This window comes from Ensifer adhaerens, from assembly GCF_002007205.1.
Lineage (GTDB): Bacteria > Pseudomonadota > Alphaproteobacteria > Rhizobiales > Rhizobiaceae > Ensifer > Ensifer adhaerens_D.
In genome coordinates this window covers 146,097-162,064 of record NZ_LAZS01000010.1, presented here as the reverse complement: position 1 = coordinate 162,064, position 15,968 = coordinate 146,097, and the positions used below count along the sequence as shown (strand labels likewise).

Here is a 15,968-nt window from a genome sequence, read left to right as displayed (position 1 = left end):
ATTCGCAAAAAGTACCGCGTAGGATTGACGAAATAATAAACCTATCAGGAGAGGTTGCAGGTGTTCGCGAGTCTCCATTGCCGCTCCTGTCTCGATGCAACGCCATGTCCGCGGAGAATTGCCGATTTCGATGAAGGATTGCTTACATGCGCAAACTGCTGACGATCGTGGTGGCAGACGATCACGCCATCGTTCGCGAGGGCCTGAAGCTGCTGCTCTCCACCATGGACCACGTATCGGTGGTTGCGGAAGCAGCTGACGGCGAGACGCTGACGACCACCGTTCGCGCCAGCAGTCCCGATCTGGTCATCCTCGACCTCGGCATGCCGGGGGTTGCGGGCGTACAGTTCATCAGCGAGCTCAGGGCCGTCGCGCCGCGCATGAAGATCCTGGTGCTGACCGCAAACATCGAACCGCGAACCGTGCGCGCCGTGATCGCCGCCGGGGCGAGCGGCTACCTGACGAAGACGGGCGACCCCGCCGAACTCAGTGCCGCACTCGATGCCATGCTCCGAAACGAAATCTATCTCAGCCAGTCGGTTCGTTTCGCCATCGACGATCCCCGCAGCCACGAGCCGCCGCCGATAGCCGGTGCGGCCCTCTCGCCCATTCCGCTCACCCGCCGCGAGATGCAGATCCTCTCTCTCGCCGCCCAGGGGCTGACCGCGCGCGAGACCGCCGATCGCCTCGGCATCAGTCCGCTGACGGCCCGCAAGCATCGCGAAAACCTGATGCGCAAGCTTAGTCTGCACAATGCGGCAGAGATCGCGGCCTATGCGATGCGCATCGGCCTGCCGATCGGTTGACGTCACCTTCCCTCGTCGGGCTTTCTGAAAGTCGCGTTCCCTTAACCACGACAGGGCAGGCGATCCTGCCGCAACGCCGAAATACGGCACCTGCCGTATATCAACCGGATACAACCAAGCGTAGTTCTCCCGCCATATTGCGCTGCGGACATGGTTCGACGTTAAGACGTCGGCTCCGGGGCGTTCCGGCTATTTCGGGAGGAGCCGCCATGCCGTCGCTGGAGCATTGGATTTCGTTCACGCTGGCAACGGCGATCTTCGCCTTCATGCCGGGCCCCGCCATCCTCTATATGACGGCGCAGACATTGGCGCATGGTCGCAAGGCCGGCCTGCTGGCGGCGCTCGGCATCCATATCGGTTGTTACGTCCACATCGCCGCTGCGACCCTGGGGCTCGCGGCCCTGCTTCACCATGCGCCGCTTCTCTATACGGCGATCAAGCTTTCCGGCGCCATCTATCTCGTCTGGCTCGGCGCGACCATGCTGCTTGGGGTCGGCAAACATGCCACCGACGCAGAGGCCGTCAAACCTGGGGTGCTGCGCGACAGCATCGTCGTCGAGATCCTCAACCCGAAGACCGCCCTGTTCTTCGTGACCTTCCTGCCGCAGTTTGTCGATCCGGCGGCATCGATGCCGATATCGCTGCAGTTCCTCATGTTCGGCCTGCTGGTGAACCTTGCCTTGTCAGTGGCCGATGTCGCCGCCGTCTTCCTCGCCTCGCTCACGCTCGGGCGGCTGGCTGGCGCTGCCGGCAACCTTGTGCCTCGCGCCTGCGGCTCGATTCTCATCGGCCTCGGTCTCATGCTGGCGAGCCAGCCCATCTGATCGCCCAAAGACGGCACGCGCGCCGGCTGCAACCTTGGTGTATCCTGCAAGGGCTGAAGTCGGGGGGCGCCATGCTGAATGCAACCGAGATCGCCAAGGCCGCCGAGAGCCTGCACCAGGCCGAACATGATCGAAAGCAGATCGGGCTCCTGTCGCTCAAGCATCCCGACATGACGGTCGACGATGCCTATGCGATCCAGGCCGCCTGGGTCAGGCGCAAGCGAGACGATGGCCACCGCATCATCGGCTGGAAGATCGGGCTCACCTCCAATGCCATGCAGCAGGCGCTCGGCATCAACACGCCGGATTCCGGCGTGCTCTTCGACAACATGCTGTTCGATGACGGCGCGAGCATCCCGGCCGATCGTTTCATCCAGCCGCGGGTCGAGGCGGAGATCGCCTTCATCATGAAAACCGGCCTGAAAGGGCCGCGCGTCAACATCGTGCAGGTGCTGAACGCCACTGACTATGTGATGCCGGCGCTCGAAATCCTCGACAGCCGCGTCGTCCGCACGGATCCGAAAACAAAGAAGGCGCGCATCCTCGTCGATGCGATCGCCGACAACGCCGCCAATGGCGGCCTCATCCTCGGCGGCCGCGCCGTGCGGCCCGATACCATCGACATGCGCTGGATGGGCGCGATCGTTTCGCGCAACGCGGTGATCGAGGAGACGGGGCTTGCGGCCGGGGTCCGCAACCATCCGGCCCGTGGCATCGCCTGGCTCGCCAATCGGCTGGCGCAATGCGGCGACGCGATCGAGCCGGGGCAGATCGTTCTCTCAGGCTCCTTCATCCGCACCATCGAGGCCGGGAGCGGCGACACGATCGTCGCCGATTTCGGCGCCTATGGCTCGGTGAGCTGTCACTTCGCGTGAAGGTTCGTGACGGACAAGCCACGCGCCCGGCACGCTGGTTTCACTGCACCAGGATGGCGCGGAAATCGTTGACGTTGGTGCCGGTCGGGCCGGGCTTGAAGAGGTCGCCGAGCGCGTCGAAGGCCGACCAGCTGTCGTTCTTCTGCAGAAGTGCCGCGGCATCGAGACGCTGCGCGACGAGCCTTGCGATCGTCGTGTCGTCTGCAAAGGCACCGGCATTGTCTTCGGAACCGTCGATGCCGTCGGTGTCGGCTGCAAGCGCCGAGACGCCCTTGGCACCATCGATGCCGAGCGCCAGCGCCAGCAGGAATTCGCTGTTACGGCCGCCCTTGCCCTTGCCGCGGATGGTGACGGTCGTCTCTCCGCCCGAGAGAACGACGACAGGTTTACTGAACGGCCGTCCCCGGCCGGCGACCTCACGGGCGATCGCCGCATGTACGCCGCCGACGTCGCGCGCCTCGCCCTCGATCGCATCGGAAAGGATGATTGCCTCGATGCCGGCGGCACGCGCCTCGGCGGCAGCTGCCTCGAGCGAAACGGACGCGGAGGCGATCAGGCGCACTTCGTTGCGGGCAAAGCGCTTATCGTCAGGCGACGGCGCAGCACTGTCGGGGCTCTTTATCCACGCCATAACCTTGGCCGGCAGCTCCAGACTGTAGCGCTCGATCAGCGTCAGCGCATCCTCGCGCGTGCTGGCATCGGCGAGCGTCGGGCCGGATGCGACCAGCGCCGGATCGTCGCCTGGAATATCGGAGACGATCAGCGACACGACCTTCGCCGGATAGGCGGCGGCGGCCAGGCGACCGCCCTTGATCATCGAGACATGCTTGCGCACAGCATTCATGGCGCTGATCGGCGCGCCGGAGGCCAAGAGCGCCCGGTTGACGGCAATCTCGTCTTCCAGCGTCAGACCGGGAGGCGGCGAAGGCAGGAGCGCCGAACCGCCACCGCAGACGAGCGCGACGACAAGATCGTCCTCGGTCAGACCGCTGACTTCCGCGAGCAACCGCTTCGAGGCCAACAGACCGTTTTCATCGGGGAGCGGATGCGAGGCCTCAAGCACCTCGATCCTCTCGCAGGGGGCGGCGTAGCCGTAGCGGGTGACGACCGCGCCCGACAGTGGGCCATCCCAATGGCGCTCGAAGGCTGCCGCCATCTGTGCTGCACCCTTGCCCGCGCCGACAACCACCGTGCGCCCCTTCGGCCGCTCCGGCAGGTTGGCGGCAATCACTTTCTCCGGATCAGCCGCCGCGACTGCGGAGGTGAAAAGCGCTTCGAGGAAACGGCGTGGATCGGTGATGGCTGGCATTGGTCTCCCCCTGGAGGATGTCGCGTCACACGCGATGCTCCATATATGTCATCCCAACGCACGAATGCCGCTGGAAATCAAGAAAGTCTCGGGCGGCGGTTCCTCCAACCGCCGCCCGGACACATGACCGGCCCGGCACAATGGGACGCCGGACGGATCATGTGCATTGAGCCTGACGCTCTCAAAGCGGCGCAATTCCTAAAGGAAAACCGCTTCGCATTTTCCTGGAATTGCTCAGGCAACCTGGTGGTTCGCCATGCGCTCCAGCGCCCGGACAAGGCCGGAATGATCGAGGCCGCTGTCGCCGTTGGCCGCGCAGTTGTTGAAGAGCTCCTGGGTCGCCGCGGTGTTCGGCAGCGAGATACCGAGCGACTTGGCCCCCTGGAGAGCCAGGTTCAGGTCCTTCTGGTGCAGCGAGATACGGAAGCCCGGATCGAAAGTGCGCTTGATCATGCGCTCGCCGTGAACCTCGAGAATGCGCGACGAGGCAAAACCGCCCATCAGTGCCTCGCGGACGCGCGCCGGGTCGGCGCCGGCCTTGGACGCGAAGACGAGTGCTTCCGAAACCGCCTCGATCGTCAGCGCGACGATGATCTGGTTGGCGACCTTGGTCACCTGGCCATCGCCGCAATCACCGACGAGCGTGATGTTCTTGCCCATCAGCTTGAGGAGCGGCAGGGCGCGGTCGAAGCTCTCCTGGGCACCGCCGGCCATGATCGAGAGCGAAGCGTTCTTGGCGCCGACTTCGCCGCCCGAAACCGGGGCGTCGATGTATTCGGCGCCGGTTTCGCGCACCTTCTTGGCGAATTCCTTCGTCTCGATCGGCGAGATCGAGCTCATGTCGATGACGAGCTTGCCCTTGGAAAGACCGTAGGCGACGCCGTTTTCGCCGAAGAGGACGTCCTTGACCTCAGGGGTGTCCGGCAGCATCAGGATGATGGTGTCGACGGTCTCGGCGAGTGCCTTCGGCGTCTCGACGAACTTGAGACCGTTATCGAGCAGTTCCTGGCGCGGCGGGATCGCGAATTTCGAGGTGACGATGGTGTGGCCGGCATCCTGCAGGTGGCGCGCCATCGGCGTGCCCATGATACCCAGTCCAATGAAACCGATTGTTGCCATGGTGCTTAGCTCCTGATCTTGATGATGTCTGCGGATTGGGTGCGCTGGCGCTCGGCGCCGAGCCAGCCAAGACCCTCGGCCGTCGTGGTGCGCGGCTTGTATTCGCAACCGATCCAGCCGTCGTAGCCGGCCGCTTCCAGCGCGTCGAAGACGAAGGGATAGTTGATCTCGCCGGTGCCCGGCTCGTTGCGGCCGGGATTGTCGGCGAGTTGCACGTGAACAATGCGATCGGCAAAGCGCTTGTAAGTTCCGATCAGTTCACCCTGGGTGCGCTGCTGGTGATAGAGATCGTACTGGATGAACAGGTTGTCGCTGCCGACTTCCTCGATGATCGAAGCGGCCTGTTCCACCGTGTTGAGGTAGAAGCCGGGAATATCGAAGTCGTTGATCGGTTCGATCAGCAGGCGAATGCCCTGCTTGCCGAGTTCGCTCGCTGCAAGCTTGAGGTTGGCGACCAGCGTGCTGCGAAGCACAGCTTCCGAGACGCCGATCGGCGCAATGCCGACCAGGCAATTGACCTGCTTGCAATCGAGCGCCGTCGCATAGTCGATGGCGCTCGCAACACCCTTGCGGAACTCGTCGACCCGGTCGGGAAGGATGGCGATGCCGCGTTCGCCGCTCGCCCAGTTACCGGCCGGCAGGTTATGCAGAACCTGGGTCAGGCCGTAACGCTGCAGCTCGGCGCGCAGGCTCACCTTTTCGAATTCGTAGGGAAACAGATATTCCACGCCTTCGAAACCGGCCTTGGCAGCAAGGGCGAAACGGTCGAGGAACGGCACCTCGTTGAACAGCATTGTCAGGTTCGCAGCGAACTTCGCCATGCGATGTTTCCTCCTTGTATTTGTTCCTTGGAGCGGGATGCGGGCGGCGGACCACCCGCATCTCCTCAGTCAGTTGAACCTCAGTCGAGCAGCGCCGTGATCGCGGTCGGTACGTCTTCGCCGCGCAGCGCCAGTTCCTCGAACTCGACGACGGCATTGATGTCGGCGCCCATCGAGATGTTGGTGACGCGCTCGAGGATGAACTCGATGACGACGGGAACCTGGTGCTCGTCCATCAGCGCACGGGCTCTGTCGAAGGCTTCCTGGAACTCGTTCGGGCTGCGCACCCGGATCGCCTTGCAGCCGAGACCTTCGGCAACCGCGACGTGATCGACGCCGTAGCCCTTCTCCGCATCGCCAGACGCATTGATGTTGTCGAAGGCGAGGCTGACCTCGAAGTCCATGTTCAGGCCGCGCTGCGCCTGTCGGATGAGGCCGAGGTACGAATTGTTCACGACCACATGCAGGTAAGGCAGCTTGTGCTGGGCGCCGACCGCCAGCTCCTCGATCAGGAACTGGAAGTCGTAGTCGCCCGAAAGTGCCACGATCGTGCGGTCCGGATCGGCGGCGCGAACGCCGAGGGCGGCAGGCAGGGTCCAGCCGAGCGGGCCGGCCTGGCCGCAGTTGATCCAGTTGCGCGGCTTGTAGACGTGCAGGAACTGGGCACCGGCAATCTGGCTGAGACCGATGGTCGAGACGTAGCAGGTGTCACGGCCGAACGCCTTGTTCATCTCTTCGTAGACGCGCTGGGGCTTCAGCGGCGTCTGGTCGAAATGCGTCTTGCGCAGCATGGTGCGCTTGCGCTCGCGGCACTCCTCCGCCCAGCCGGACCAATCGCGCAGCTTGCCGGCCGTCTTCCATTCGGTCGCAACGTCGAGGAAGAGCTTCAGCGCGGCGCCGGCGTCCGAGACGATGCCGAAATCAGGCGCAAAGACGCGGCCGATCTGGGTGGGCTCGATGTCGACGTGAACGAACTTGCGGCCTTCGGTGTAGGTCGGAACGTTGCCGGTGTGGCGGTTGGCCCAACGGTTGCCGACGCCGAGAACGAAGTCTGAGGCGAGCATGTTGGCGTTGCCGTAGCGGTGCGAGGTCTGCAGGCCGCACATGCCGGCCATCAGCGGATGATCGTCCGGGATCGTGCCCCAGCCCATCAGCGTCGGGATAACCGGGATGCCGGTGATCTCAGCGAATTCTGTCAGAAGGTCCGATGCATCGGCGTTGATGATGCCGCCGCCGGCAACGATCAGCGGACGCTCCGCCTCGTTCAGCATCGCGATCGCCTTCTCGGCCTGGGCACGCGTCGCCTTCGGCTTGTAGGCTTCTAGCGGTTCGTAGGTGTCCGGATCGAACTCGATCTCGGCCAGCTGGACGTCGACCGGCAGGTCGATCAGGACCGGGCCGGGACGGCCGGAGCGCATGATGTGGAATGCCTTCTGGAAGACGAAGGGAACGAGCGCCGGCTCCATGACGGTAACCGCCCATTTGGTGACCGGTGCGGCGATCTTGGCGATGTCGACGGCCTGAAAGTCTTCCTTGTCGAGACGGGCGCGCGGCGCCTGGCCGGTGATGCAGAGAATCGGGATCGAATCCGCCGAGGCCGAATAGAGGCCGGTGATCATGTCCGTTCCGGCCGGACCCGAGGTGCCGATGCAGACGCCGATATTGCCATGCTTGGCGCGAGTGTAGCCCTCGGCCATGTGCGAGGCACCCTCAACGTGGCGGGCGAGAATGTGGCGGACGGAACCGCGCGCCTTCAGCGCCGAATAGAACGGGTTGATGGCAGCACCCGGTACGCCGAAGGCGCAGTCGATGCCTTCTTTCTCCAGAACATAAACAGCCGCGTCAACGGCACGCATCTTAGCCATGAGAACTCCTCCAATTTCCTGAAACCATAATCCATTATTTCTGATCTGCAATACACAAATGGAATTCATTTCCATCATGTGGAAATAAAGATTTTCAACAATTCGGAGAAAATCGCTTCGCGGCCTGATAGAGGATGATGGGCGAGGACGTGATTTGCAGAGAGGCTTCGATGGACGGCAACAGTAGGGGAAAACGCGGGCGCAAGGCGGGCGAGAACGCCGCCCCATCATCCGTCCAGGTGCTTGATCGCAGTCTCGCCCTTTTGACGGTCGTGGCTGAGGGCGACGGTTCGACCCTGACCCAGCTTGCCGACGAGACCGGCATGGCGCCATCGACCGTGCATCGCCTGCTGACGACACTTTCCGGCCACGGCATGGTGATGAACGACCCGGACACCGGCGCCTGGACGGTGGGCTTGAAAGCGTTCGAAATCGGCAACGCCTATCTGCGCTTCCGCAAGCTCGGCACCATCAGCCGTCCGTTCCTCAAGGGACTGATGGAGGAAAGCGGCGAGACGGCCAATATCGGCATCGAGGAAGGCGGCGACGTCGTCTTCATTTCACAGGTCGAAAGCCACGCGCCGATGCGCGCCTTCTTCCGCCCGGGCCGCCGCGGTCCGGTGCACGCCTCCGGCATCGGCAAGGCCATCCTGTCCACCTGGTCCGACACGGAGATCGCCCAGCTGCTCGGTGGTCGCGAGCTTGCGCATTTCACCGACAAGACCCGCGACACGCTGCCGGCACTCTTGAAGGACATCCAGGAGATCCGCCAGCGCGGCTGGTCCGTCGACGACGAAGAGCACACGCTCGGCATGCGCTGCGTCGCCGCCCCGATCTTCAACGAATATGGCGAAACGATTGCCGGCATCTCGATCTCCGGCCCATCGGTGCGCGTCAGCGATCAGAAACTCTCGATCCTCGGCCCGATCGTGCGCGAACGCGCCGATGCGCTCACCAGGGCGATGGGCGGCAAGCGGCCGGAAGAGCTTTAGGTCCACCGAAAGGAAACGCCGCGCACCCGAAGGACACGCGGCGTTTTGAGATTCAGTATCGAGGCCGTGCCGGCTTACGAGCCTGGGTAAGTGCCCTTGACGTCGATCAGGCCGTTTCGAGACTTCTGGTCGTAGCCGTTGCCCCATCCTTCGAACCGTTCGCAGCGCGCTTCATCGGCTTGCCGGCAACGTAGGTTTCCGCCACGCAGCGGTCATCGCCCATCGTCTGCAGGATGAAGAGCTCCTCGACAAGCGAAGCTGCAACCCGCATGCGCAAGTCCATCGAGGGCTTGGCGCGGCTGTCGAGCACAACGATGTCGGCGTCGGCGCCGACATGCAGCGATCCAATGCGATCGTCGAGATCCAGCGCTCGGGCGTTGCCGAGCGTCATGCGGTAGAAGGAGTTGAACGGGGTCAACCGCTGGCCCTGCAGGTGCAGAACCTTGTAGGCCTCGTCCATCGTCTCCAGCATCGAGAAGCTGGTGCCGGCGCCGACGTCGGTCGCGACAGACCAGCGGGCGCCGAGCTTGTCGAAGCGATCGCGGTCGAAGAGACCCGAGCCGAGGAACAGGTTCGAGGTCGGGCAGAAATTGCCGACGGCACCGGTTTCTGCGAGTACCGAAATCTCGCGGTCGCTGAGATAGATGCAGTGACCGAGCAAGGTCTTGCGCGTCAGGAGATCGTAGCGCGCATAGATGTCGGTGTAGTCCTTCGCTTCCGGATAGAGCGAGGTCGCAAAAGCGATCTCGTCCCTGTTTTCCGAGAGATGCGTCTGGACGTAACACTCTGGATGCTCGGCGACGAGCGTGCGGCTCGCCTCCATCTGCTCGGGAGTCGAGGTGATGGCAAAACGTGGGCTGATGGCATAGTGCGCGCGGCCGCGGCCGTGCCACTTCGATATCAGCGCCTTGGTCTCGTCATAGCCCTGCTGCGCCGTGTCGCGCAGTGCGTCCGGCGCGTTGCGGTCCATCATCACCTTGCCGCCAATCATCAGCATGCCGCGGGCTTCAGCCGCCCCAAAGTAGGCATCAACGCTTTCCGGATGCACCGAGCAATAGGCAGCCGCGGTCGTCGTGCCGTTCGCAAGCAGTTCGTCGAGGAAGCGCCCGGCGATGTAGTCGGCATGCTCCGGTATGCGGAACTTCTGCTCCTCGACGAAGATGTAGGTGTTCAGCCATTCGAGAAGCTGCGCGCCATAGGACGCGATCGCCTGGGTCTGCGGGAAGTGCAGATGCGTGTCGATCAGGCCCGGCAGCACGAGGTTGGGGCGATGGTCAGCAACCTTGACGCTGGCACCGGCGCGGCGAGAGACCTCGGCATGTTCGCCGATATCGGCGACCCTGCCGTTCCGCACCAGCACGGCGCCGTCCTCGAAGTAGCGGTAGGATGCCGTGTCGTCGATGCCCTTGGGCTCCTCGACGAAGGTCAGCACACGGCCGCGGATCAGCAGATCGGTCATTGGGTCTTTCCTCCATTAACGACGGATTCGTACCAGGCGACGAGCAATTGCCGCTCCTCGTCCGATACGCCGGTGACGTTGGCGGGCGGCATCGCATGCGTGCGGCCGGCCTGCAGGTAGATTTCACGCGCGTGGTTGGCGATCTCGGTGTCGGTTTCGAGCGTCACGCCCTTCGGCGGCACGACGATGCCTTCCCAACCCGGCTCCTTGGCGTGGCACATCGAACAGCGGCCAAGCACGGTATCGCGTACCTTCGGAAAGGCTTCCGCTGACACGAAGGGCTGCTGCGCGGCGGAAATCTTCGCCTCCTCGCCGCCGGCAAGAATCTTCGGCACGGTCGACAGCCACATGATCGCAACGAAGAGCAGCGCTGTGACGAGCCAGGTCCAGGTCGGGTTACCCTTGTTGGCGTGTCGGGTGTTGAAATAGTGGCGGATGGTGACGCCCATCAGGAAGACCAGCGAGGCGATGATCCAGTTGTACTCAGTACCGAAAGCCAGCGGGTAATGGTTCGACAGCATCAGGAACAGAACCGGCAGCGTCAGGTAGTTGTTGTGGGTCGAGCGCTGCTTGGCAATGACGCCGTATTTGGAGTCCGGCGTACGGCCGGCGATCAGGTCGCCGACGACAACCTTCTGGTTCGGAATGATGATGAAGAACACGTTGGCCGACATGATCGTTGCGGTAAACGCACCGAGATGCAGGAAGGCCGCGCGGCCGGTGAAGAGCTGCGTGTAGCCCCAGGCCATACCGACGAGGATGAAGTAGAGCAGCACCATCAGCCGGGTATTGTCGCGGCCGAAGGGCGACTTGCAGATCGTGTCATAGGCGAGCCAGCCGAAGGCAATCGAGCCCAGCGAGATGGCGATCGCCACCGGCTTGGAAACATCGAGCACGTTCGGGTCGATCAGGTAGAGGTCGGCACCGGCGTAGTAGACCAGGCAGAGCATGCCGAAGCCGGAGAGCCAGGTGACATAGGACTCCCATTTGAACCAGACCAGGTGTTCCGGCATGTTGGCCGGCGCAACCAGGTACTTCTGGATGTGGTAGAAACCACCGCCATGCACCTGCCATTCTTCGCCATAGGCGCCGACCGGCAGACCGGGATGTTTCTTCAGACCGAGGTCAAGGGCGACGAAGTAAAAGGACGAACCGATCCATGCAATGGCGGTGATGACGTGCAGCCATCTCACGGCAAAGGTCAGCCAATCCCAGGCGATGGCATAGTCGTACATGCAATTCTCCCATTTCTCCTCAGGCCATTATGTGTCATTGCTGGAGGTCGCGGGAACGTCGCTGCTTCACCAACACTTTCAAAAAAATCTATAAAATAGCGGCGGAATGGATAGGCTAGAGAGAGCCTGAAGGAGTGGGGCGGAGGCATGTCTTATCTGGACAATGTGCGCGTCTTCGTACGCGTCGTAGAGCTTGGAACCCTGTCGGCGGCCGGTCGCGATCAACGCGTGACGCCGGCGGTTGCAAGCAATAGAATCAAAGAGTTGGAGCGCCACATGGGCGTTCGCCTGTTCAATCGGACGACGCGCAAGCTGACCCCGACCGAGCACGGTCGCGTCTTTTACGACGGTGCTGTAAAGATCCTCGAAGCGGTCAACGAAGCGGAAAACGCGATCGCCGATCTCTCGCGCAATCCGAAGGGTGCGCTCAAGATTACCGCTCCGCTCGGGATAGGTCGGCGGCTGATTGCGTCCGGGATTCCGGAGTTTCATGACAAGTATCCGGATATCGAAGTGCGGCTTCGCCTGTCGGACCACAATGTCGATATCCTGTCGGAAGGTGTCGACGTCGCCTTCAAGCTCGGGATCCTTGAAGATTCGAACCTGCGCATGCGCGGCATCATGAATTGCGAGCGGGTTGTCTGCGGCGCGCCTGCCTATTTCGAGAAGCGCGGCATACCCCAGACCCCCGACGCGCTGATCGCCGACAAGCACGACTGTCTGCTGCTCAGGTATCCCGGTTCGAAGGAATATTTCTGGACGCTCCAGACGATGGAGGGCGTGCGCAAGCTCGACGTCACCGGCCCTTACGATTCGGACGATGGCGACGTGCTCACCCAATGGGCGCTCGACGGCCGCGGCATCATCAACAAGCCGCTCTTCGAGGTGAAGGCCCACATCAATTCCGGCGCGCTGGTGCCGATCCTCGCCGACGCGCCGCCGCTCAGTGTGCAGCTTGCGGCGATCTATCCGCACAAGCGTTTCCAGGACCCGAAGGTGCGGCTGATGATCGACTACATGGCCGAGCGCTGTCAGCGCCTGATCAACGGAATGCTGGCCTGACCATTCGTCTTCCGGCCGCTTCGGCCTGGGCCAAGGAGCAAGACCCCACGCCCTAGGCATCGCCGGGGGCTGCCGGCGGCTCCTATCGACCGAGAGCCGATTGTTTCGCCCGGCACGGGGCGTTCACACGTGGTTCGCAAAAGAAAGAGGGCGCGCCGATGCGGCGCGCCCTCGATGTTTTCCAGAGATCAGCGTTTCACGTCGCTGTGCTTCGACTTGCCGGGAACGCCGTCACCGCCGCCGTTGCCAAACCCGTTGTTGGCGTGCTTGGTCTTGCCACCGCCGTCGCCGCCGCCGTCACCGCCACCATCGCCGCCGCCATCACCGCCGCCATCGCCGCCACCGTCACCGCCGCCATCACCGCCGCCATCACCGCCGCCATCGCCGCCGCCGTCGCCGCCACCATCGCCACCGCCGTCGCCGCCATCGCCGCCACCGTCACCGCCGCCAGTACCACCGTCACCACCAGTACCACCGTCACCACCGGTACCACCATCACCGCTAGTGCCACCTTCACCACTAGTGGTACCCCCATCGGCGTGAGCTATACCGATCATGACCGGCGCGCTGTAGTGCGTCAGCACCGCGAACGCAGTGGACAAGAGCAGAGTACGTGTCAGTTTTTTCATAGTCGCCTCCCGATCTGATGCGTCCCCGTATCCTTGCAATTGCGTAAAACCCGATCTGTCTTAAATGCACCAAAGAAAATCCTGGACGCGTTGCTTCCTTAAAGGCCGACCTCAGCGCCGACCTTATTTTAGAAACCCCTCACAATAGGCAGATCCGGGAGCAGACGGTAAGCGACACATTTGTGCTATCGCTCAGGCCATACGACCGATCCATTTGGGTTATCGATCACACGGTCGGGTTGATCAGAAGGTGTGGCCGCTAACCTCTCGACCTCTCGATCCCCGGAAGACTGGCGATCGCATCGACCAGGAAATCAACCAACAGACGAACACGGGCAATGCCGGCGCGCTCCGGCACGATCAGCAGGCTGAGCGGGACCGAAGGCAGCGCGTAATCCTGAAGCAGCGGCACCAGCCGGCCGGCTTCGATCAGGTCGTCGACGAGCCATCGATGGGCAGGGGCCACACCCCTGCCGGCGACAAGAGCCTCGCGGGCAGCAAGCCCGTGATCGACGCGAAGGCCCCCGCCAAAAGGTACCGACAGATGTCGCCCCTCCGCGCCTTCGAAGACCAGCCTGTCGCTGCCGGCAACGTTCGACATGCGGATACCCTCATGTGCCGAGAGGTCGCCTGGGGAGCGGGGAAATCCCCTTGCGGTCAGGTAGTCGGGAGCAGCCACAAGCAGTCGCCGGCTTTGCCCAAGTGGCCTGAGCTTCATCGAACTGTCGGTGAGCGGCCCGAGACGCAGAGCGATGTCGATCCCTTCGCGCACCAGATCGATGCGCTCGTCGGTCAGGTTCAGATCGACGCCGATGTCGGGATGCCTGTCCTGGAAGGCAAAGATCAGACGGCTGACGTGAAGCACCCCGAATGCGGAGGTGCACGAGACACGAATGGTACCTGATGCCGCGCTGCGGGCGCCGCGCGCCTCGTCGCCGGCCTGCTCGACCAGGCGCAGGATCTGGACGCTGTCGGCATAGTAACGGCCGCCTTCGTCGGTCAGCGTGACACGGCGCGTGGTGCGGCTGAGCAACGGCACGCCGATCGCTTCCTCGAGCTCGCGCAGATGCCGCGTCACCGTCGACTGGCCGATACCGAGTTCGCGGGCGACGGCCGAAAGGCTGCCGCGCTCGGCGACCCGCACGAAGCTACGCATGCGTTCCAGCGTGACATCCGATTTATCCATTTTTCGGCAGAATCCTATGCATTTAGAATATCTACCGCATGGATAGGCAACGGTCTACCTACAGTCTCAGTTGACGACATCAGGGAAGTACCGACCATGAAAGTTCTGCTTGTTTATGCCCACCCCGAACCGCGTTCACTCAATGGCGCGCTGCGCGAGGTCGCCGTCAAGGCGCTCGAGGCCGAAGGCCATGAGGTGCGCATCACGGATCTTTATGCCGAGGGATGGAAGTCCGAAATCGATCGGGCTGATTTTCCGGCTCTTGTTCCGGATGCCCGCTTCAAGCCAAGCCGCGCTTCGAAGGAGGCCTTCGCGACCAATACGCTGACCGCCGACGTCAAGGCCGAACAGGAAAAGCTGCTTTGGGCCGATGCCCTGATCCTGCAATTTCCGCTGTGGTGGTATTCGATGCCGGCGATCCTGAAAGGCTGGGTCGACCGCGTCTATGCCTATGGCTTCGCCTATGGTGTGGGCGAGCACAGCGACAAATATTGGGGCAAGCGCTTCGGCGAGGGCACGCTCGCCGGCAAGCGTGCTATGCTTATCGTAACGACCGGCGGTTGGGAGGAGCACTACTCGCCCCGCGGGGTCAACGGGCCGATAGACGACCTGCTGTTCCCGATCAATCACGGGGTGCTCTATTATCCCGGCTATGACGTGCTTCCGCCTTTCGTCGCCTATAGGGTCGACGCCCTTGACGAAGCGGGCTTCGAAGCAACCGCCGAGCGCCTGCAGCAACGGATGCGCACGCTGGAAACCGCGGCCCCCATCCCCTACCGCCGGCAAAACGGCGGCGACTATCTGATCCCGACCCTTGAACTTCGACCCGAGGTCGGCGACCCGCACGCCCACGGCTTTGCGCTTCACCTCAACGGTGCGCACATGGGCGAAACGGCGCCGCGCTGACAGTTCGCGTGGCTAGCGGGCAAGCCTGGCGGCAGTCGGCCGGCGCGATGGTGCCGCCTGCACGGGCTGCCGGAAGTTGAGTGCTGCCGCCATGACTTCGGCGGCGGCAAGTGCCGCGATCACCGCCGGCCGCTTGTCCTTCACCGTCGTGCCGCCGATCGGGCAGATGAGCCGGTCGAAGAGGTCCGGCCGGCCGATCTCGCGCGACAGCCAATTCTTGAAGGTGCCGCGTTTCGTCTTCGAGCCGATCATGCCGACATAGGATGCGTCGTCGCGACGAAGCGCTTCCGCCGCAATCAGGAAGTCGAGCGCATGGTCGTGCGTCAGGATCACGAAGGCGCTGCCGGGCGGGGTGTCGCGCACAACGGCCTCCGGCATTGCCGTCAGGCAGGTTTCGATCCCGGGAATGTCGGCAACGGCCGAAAGTTCGTTCTCGCGCGTGTCGACGAGAACGGTGCGCACCGGAACCAGGGAGAGCGCCATCGCCAGCGCATCGCCGACATGGCCGGCGCCGAAGACATAGACATGCGGCCGGCTGGCGATCTCCAGGTCGCTGCGTTCAATCAGCATGGCGGCTTTCTCCTGATCGAGGCGTGTGAAGGCGAGCGCTACGCGCCCGCCGCAACACTGGCCGATCTCCGGACCGAGTGGGATCGTCATGGCCTCCAGCGCGTCGCCGCGCTTCAGCGCCCGCCGGCCATGATCGATCGCCATGTATTCGAGTTGCCCGCCACCGATCGTGCCGAACAGGCTCTCAGGCGCGACAAGCATCCAGGCATCGGTGTCGCGCGGCGTCGAGCCGGCAGCACCGCTGACCTCCACGAGCACGCAGTTCGGCTCGCGTCGGAGAAAGTCCCTGATATCCTCGCGGCTCGCCACC

Annotated in this window: 15 protein-coding genes; 6 read left to right on the top strand and 9 right to left on the bottom strand. The window is 63.2% G+C overall.

What is annotated here, in order from left to right:
• The first annotated feature begins 146 nt into the window (after nucleotides 1-146).
• The 3 genes from XB14_RS22810 to hpaH all read left to right on the top strand — a co-directional run bounded on the left by XB14_RS22810 (nucleotide 147) and on the right by hpaH (nucleotide 2,505).
• On the top strand, nucleotides 147-806 hold the full coding sequence (locus XB14_RS22810) for a response regulator (RefSeq protein ID WP_077964383.1): 660 nt from the start codon (nucleotides 147-149) through the stop codon (nucleotides 804-806).
• A 209-nt stretch (nucleotides 807-1,015) separates the two neighbouring features.
• On the top strand, nucleotides 1,016-1,630 hold the full coding sequence (locus XB14_RS22805) for a LysE family translocator (protein ID WP_077964381.1): 615 nt from the start codon (nucleotides 1,016-1,018) through the stop codon (nucleotides 1,628-1,630).
• Nucleotides 1,631-1,701: 71 nt separating this feature from the next.
• Nucleotides 1,702-2,505: a 2-oxo-hept-4-ene-1,7-dioate hydratase gene (hpaH, locus tag XB14_RS22800; RefSeq protein ID WP_077964379.1), complete on the top strand. Its 804-nt coding sequence runs from the start codon at nucleotides 1,702-1,704 to the stop codon at nucleotides 2,503-2,505.
• A gap of 40 nt (nucleotides 2,506-2,545) precedes the next feature.
• Here hpaH and XB14_RS22795 read toward each other — a convergent pair whose 3' ends face one another.
• The 4 genes from XB14_RS22795 to gcl all read right to left on the bottom strand — a co-directional run bounded on the left by XB14_RS22795 (nucleotide 2,546) and on the right by gcl (nucleotide 7,619).
• A complete protein-coding gene (locus XB14_RS22795) occupies nucleotides 2,546-3,814 on the bottom strand; it encodes a glycerate kinase type-2 family protein (protein ID WP_077964376.1) in 1,269 nt (422 codons plus the stop codon).
• A gap of 234 nt (nucleotides 3,815-4,048) precedes the next feature.
• Nucleotides 4,049-4,933, bottom strand: a complete 885-nt coding sequence (locus tag XB14_RS22790; protein WP_077964375.1) for a 2-hydroxy-3-oxopropionate reductase — start codon at nucleotides 4,931-4,933, stop codon at nucleotides 4,049-4,051.
• 5 nt (nucleotides 4,934-4,938) lie between these two features.
• Nucleotides 4,939-5,754: a hydroxypyruvate isomerase gene (gene hyi / locus XB14_RS22785; protein ID WP_077964373.1), complete on the bottom strand. Its 816-nt coding sequence runs from the start codon at nucleotides 5,752-5,754 to the stop codon at nucleotides 4,939-4,941.
• An 80-nt stretch (nucleotides 5,755-5,834) separates the two neighbouring features.
• Nucleotides 5,835-7,619, bottom strand: coding sequence for a glyoxylate carboligase (gene gcl / locus XB14_RS22780; protein WP_077964372.1), 1,785 nt, complete (start codon nucleotides 7,617-7,619; stop codon nucleotides 5,835-5,837).
• Nucleotides 7,620-7,789: 170 nt separating this feature from the next.
• On the opposite strand from gcl, the gene XB14_RS22775 reads away from it, so the two are divergent.
• Complete coding sequence (locus tag XB14_RS22775; protein WP_077964791.1) at nucleotides 7,790-8,611, top strand: IclR family transcriptional regulator; 822 nt, start codon at nucleotides 7,790-7,792, stop codon at nucleotides 8,609-8,611.
• A gap of 106 nt (nucleotides 8,612-8,717) precedes the next feature.
• Here XB14_RS22775 and guaD read toward each other — a convergent pair whose 3' ends face one another.
• Nucleotides 8,718-10,070 (bottom strand): guanine deaminase, encoded by a 1,353-nt coding sequence (guaD, locus tag XB14_RS22770; protein ID WP_077964371.1) that lies wholly within the window; start codon nucleotides 10,068-10,070, stop codon nucleotides 8,718-8,720.
• The gene (locus tag XB14_RS22765; RefSeq protein WP_077964370.1) at nucleotides 10,067-11,305 is read right to left on the bottom strand and encodes a urate hydroxylase PuuD; all 1,239 of its coding nucleotides are present in this window, start codon (nucleotides 11,303-11,305) and stop codon (nucleotides 10,067-10,069) included. The genes guaD and XB14_RS22765 overlap by 4 nt, the downstream gene beginning before the upstream one ends.
• Before the next feature lie 147 nt (nucleotides 11,306-11,452).
• On the opposite strand from XB14_RS22765, the gene XB14_RS22760 reads away from it, so the two are divergent.
• Nucleotides 11,453-12,367 (top strand): LysR family transcriptional regulator, encoded by a 915-nt coding sequence (locus tag XB14_RS22760; RefSeq protein WP_077964369.1) that lies wholly within the window; start codon nucleotides 11,453-11,455, stop codon nucleotides 12,365-12,367.
• Between the two features lie 188 nt (nucleotides 12,368-12,555).
• Here XB14_RS22760 and XB14_RS33330 read toward each other — a convergent pair whose 3' ends face one another.
• Entirely contained in the window at nucleotides 12,556-12,996 is a 441-nt protein-coding gene (locus tag XB14_RS33330) for a hypothetical protein (protein WP_179119642.1), read from the bottom strand.
• A gap of 259 nt (nucleotides 12,997-13,255) precedes the next feature.
• Entirely contained in the window at nucleotides 13,256-14,182 is a 927-nt protein-coding gene (locus tag XB14_RS22750; RefSeq protein ID WP_077964368.1) for a LysR family transcriptional regulator, read from the bottom strand.
• Nucleotides 14,183-14,278: 96 nt separating this feature from the next.
• On the opposite strand from XB14_RS22750, the gene XB14_RS22745 reads away from it, so the two are divergent.
• Entirely contained in the window at nucleotides 14,279-15,088 is an 810-nt protein-coding gene (locus XB14_RS22745; RefSeq protein WP_077964367.1) for an NAD(P)H-dependent oxidoreductase, read from the top strand.
• A 12-nt stretch (nucleotides 15,089-15,100) separates the two neighbouring features.
• Here the strand turns inward: XB14_RS22745 and xdhC are convergent, their stop codons facing one another.
• Nucleotides 15,101-15,967 (bottom strand): xanthine dehydrogenase accessory protein XdhC, encoded by an 867-nt coding sequence (gene xdhC, locus XB14_RS22740; RefSeq protein WP_077964789.1) that lies wholly within the window; start codon nucleotides 15,965-15,967, stop codon nucleotides 15,101-15,103.
• Nucleotide 15,968 lies beyond the last annotated feature (1 nt).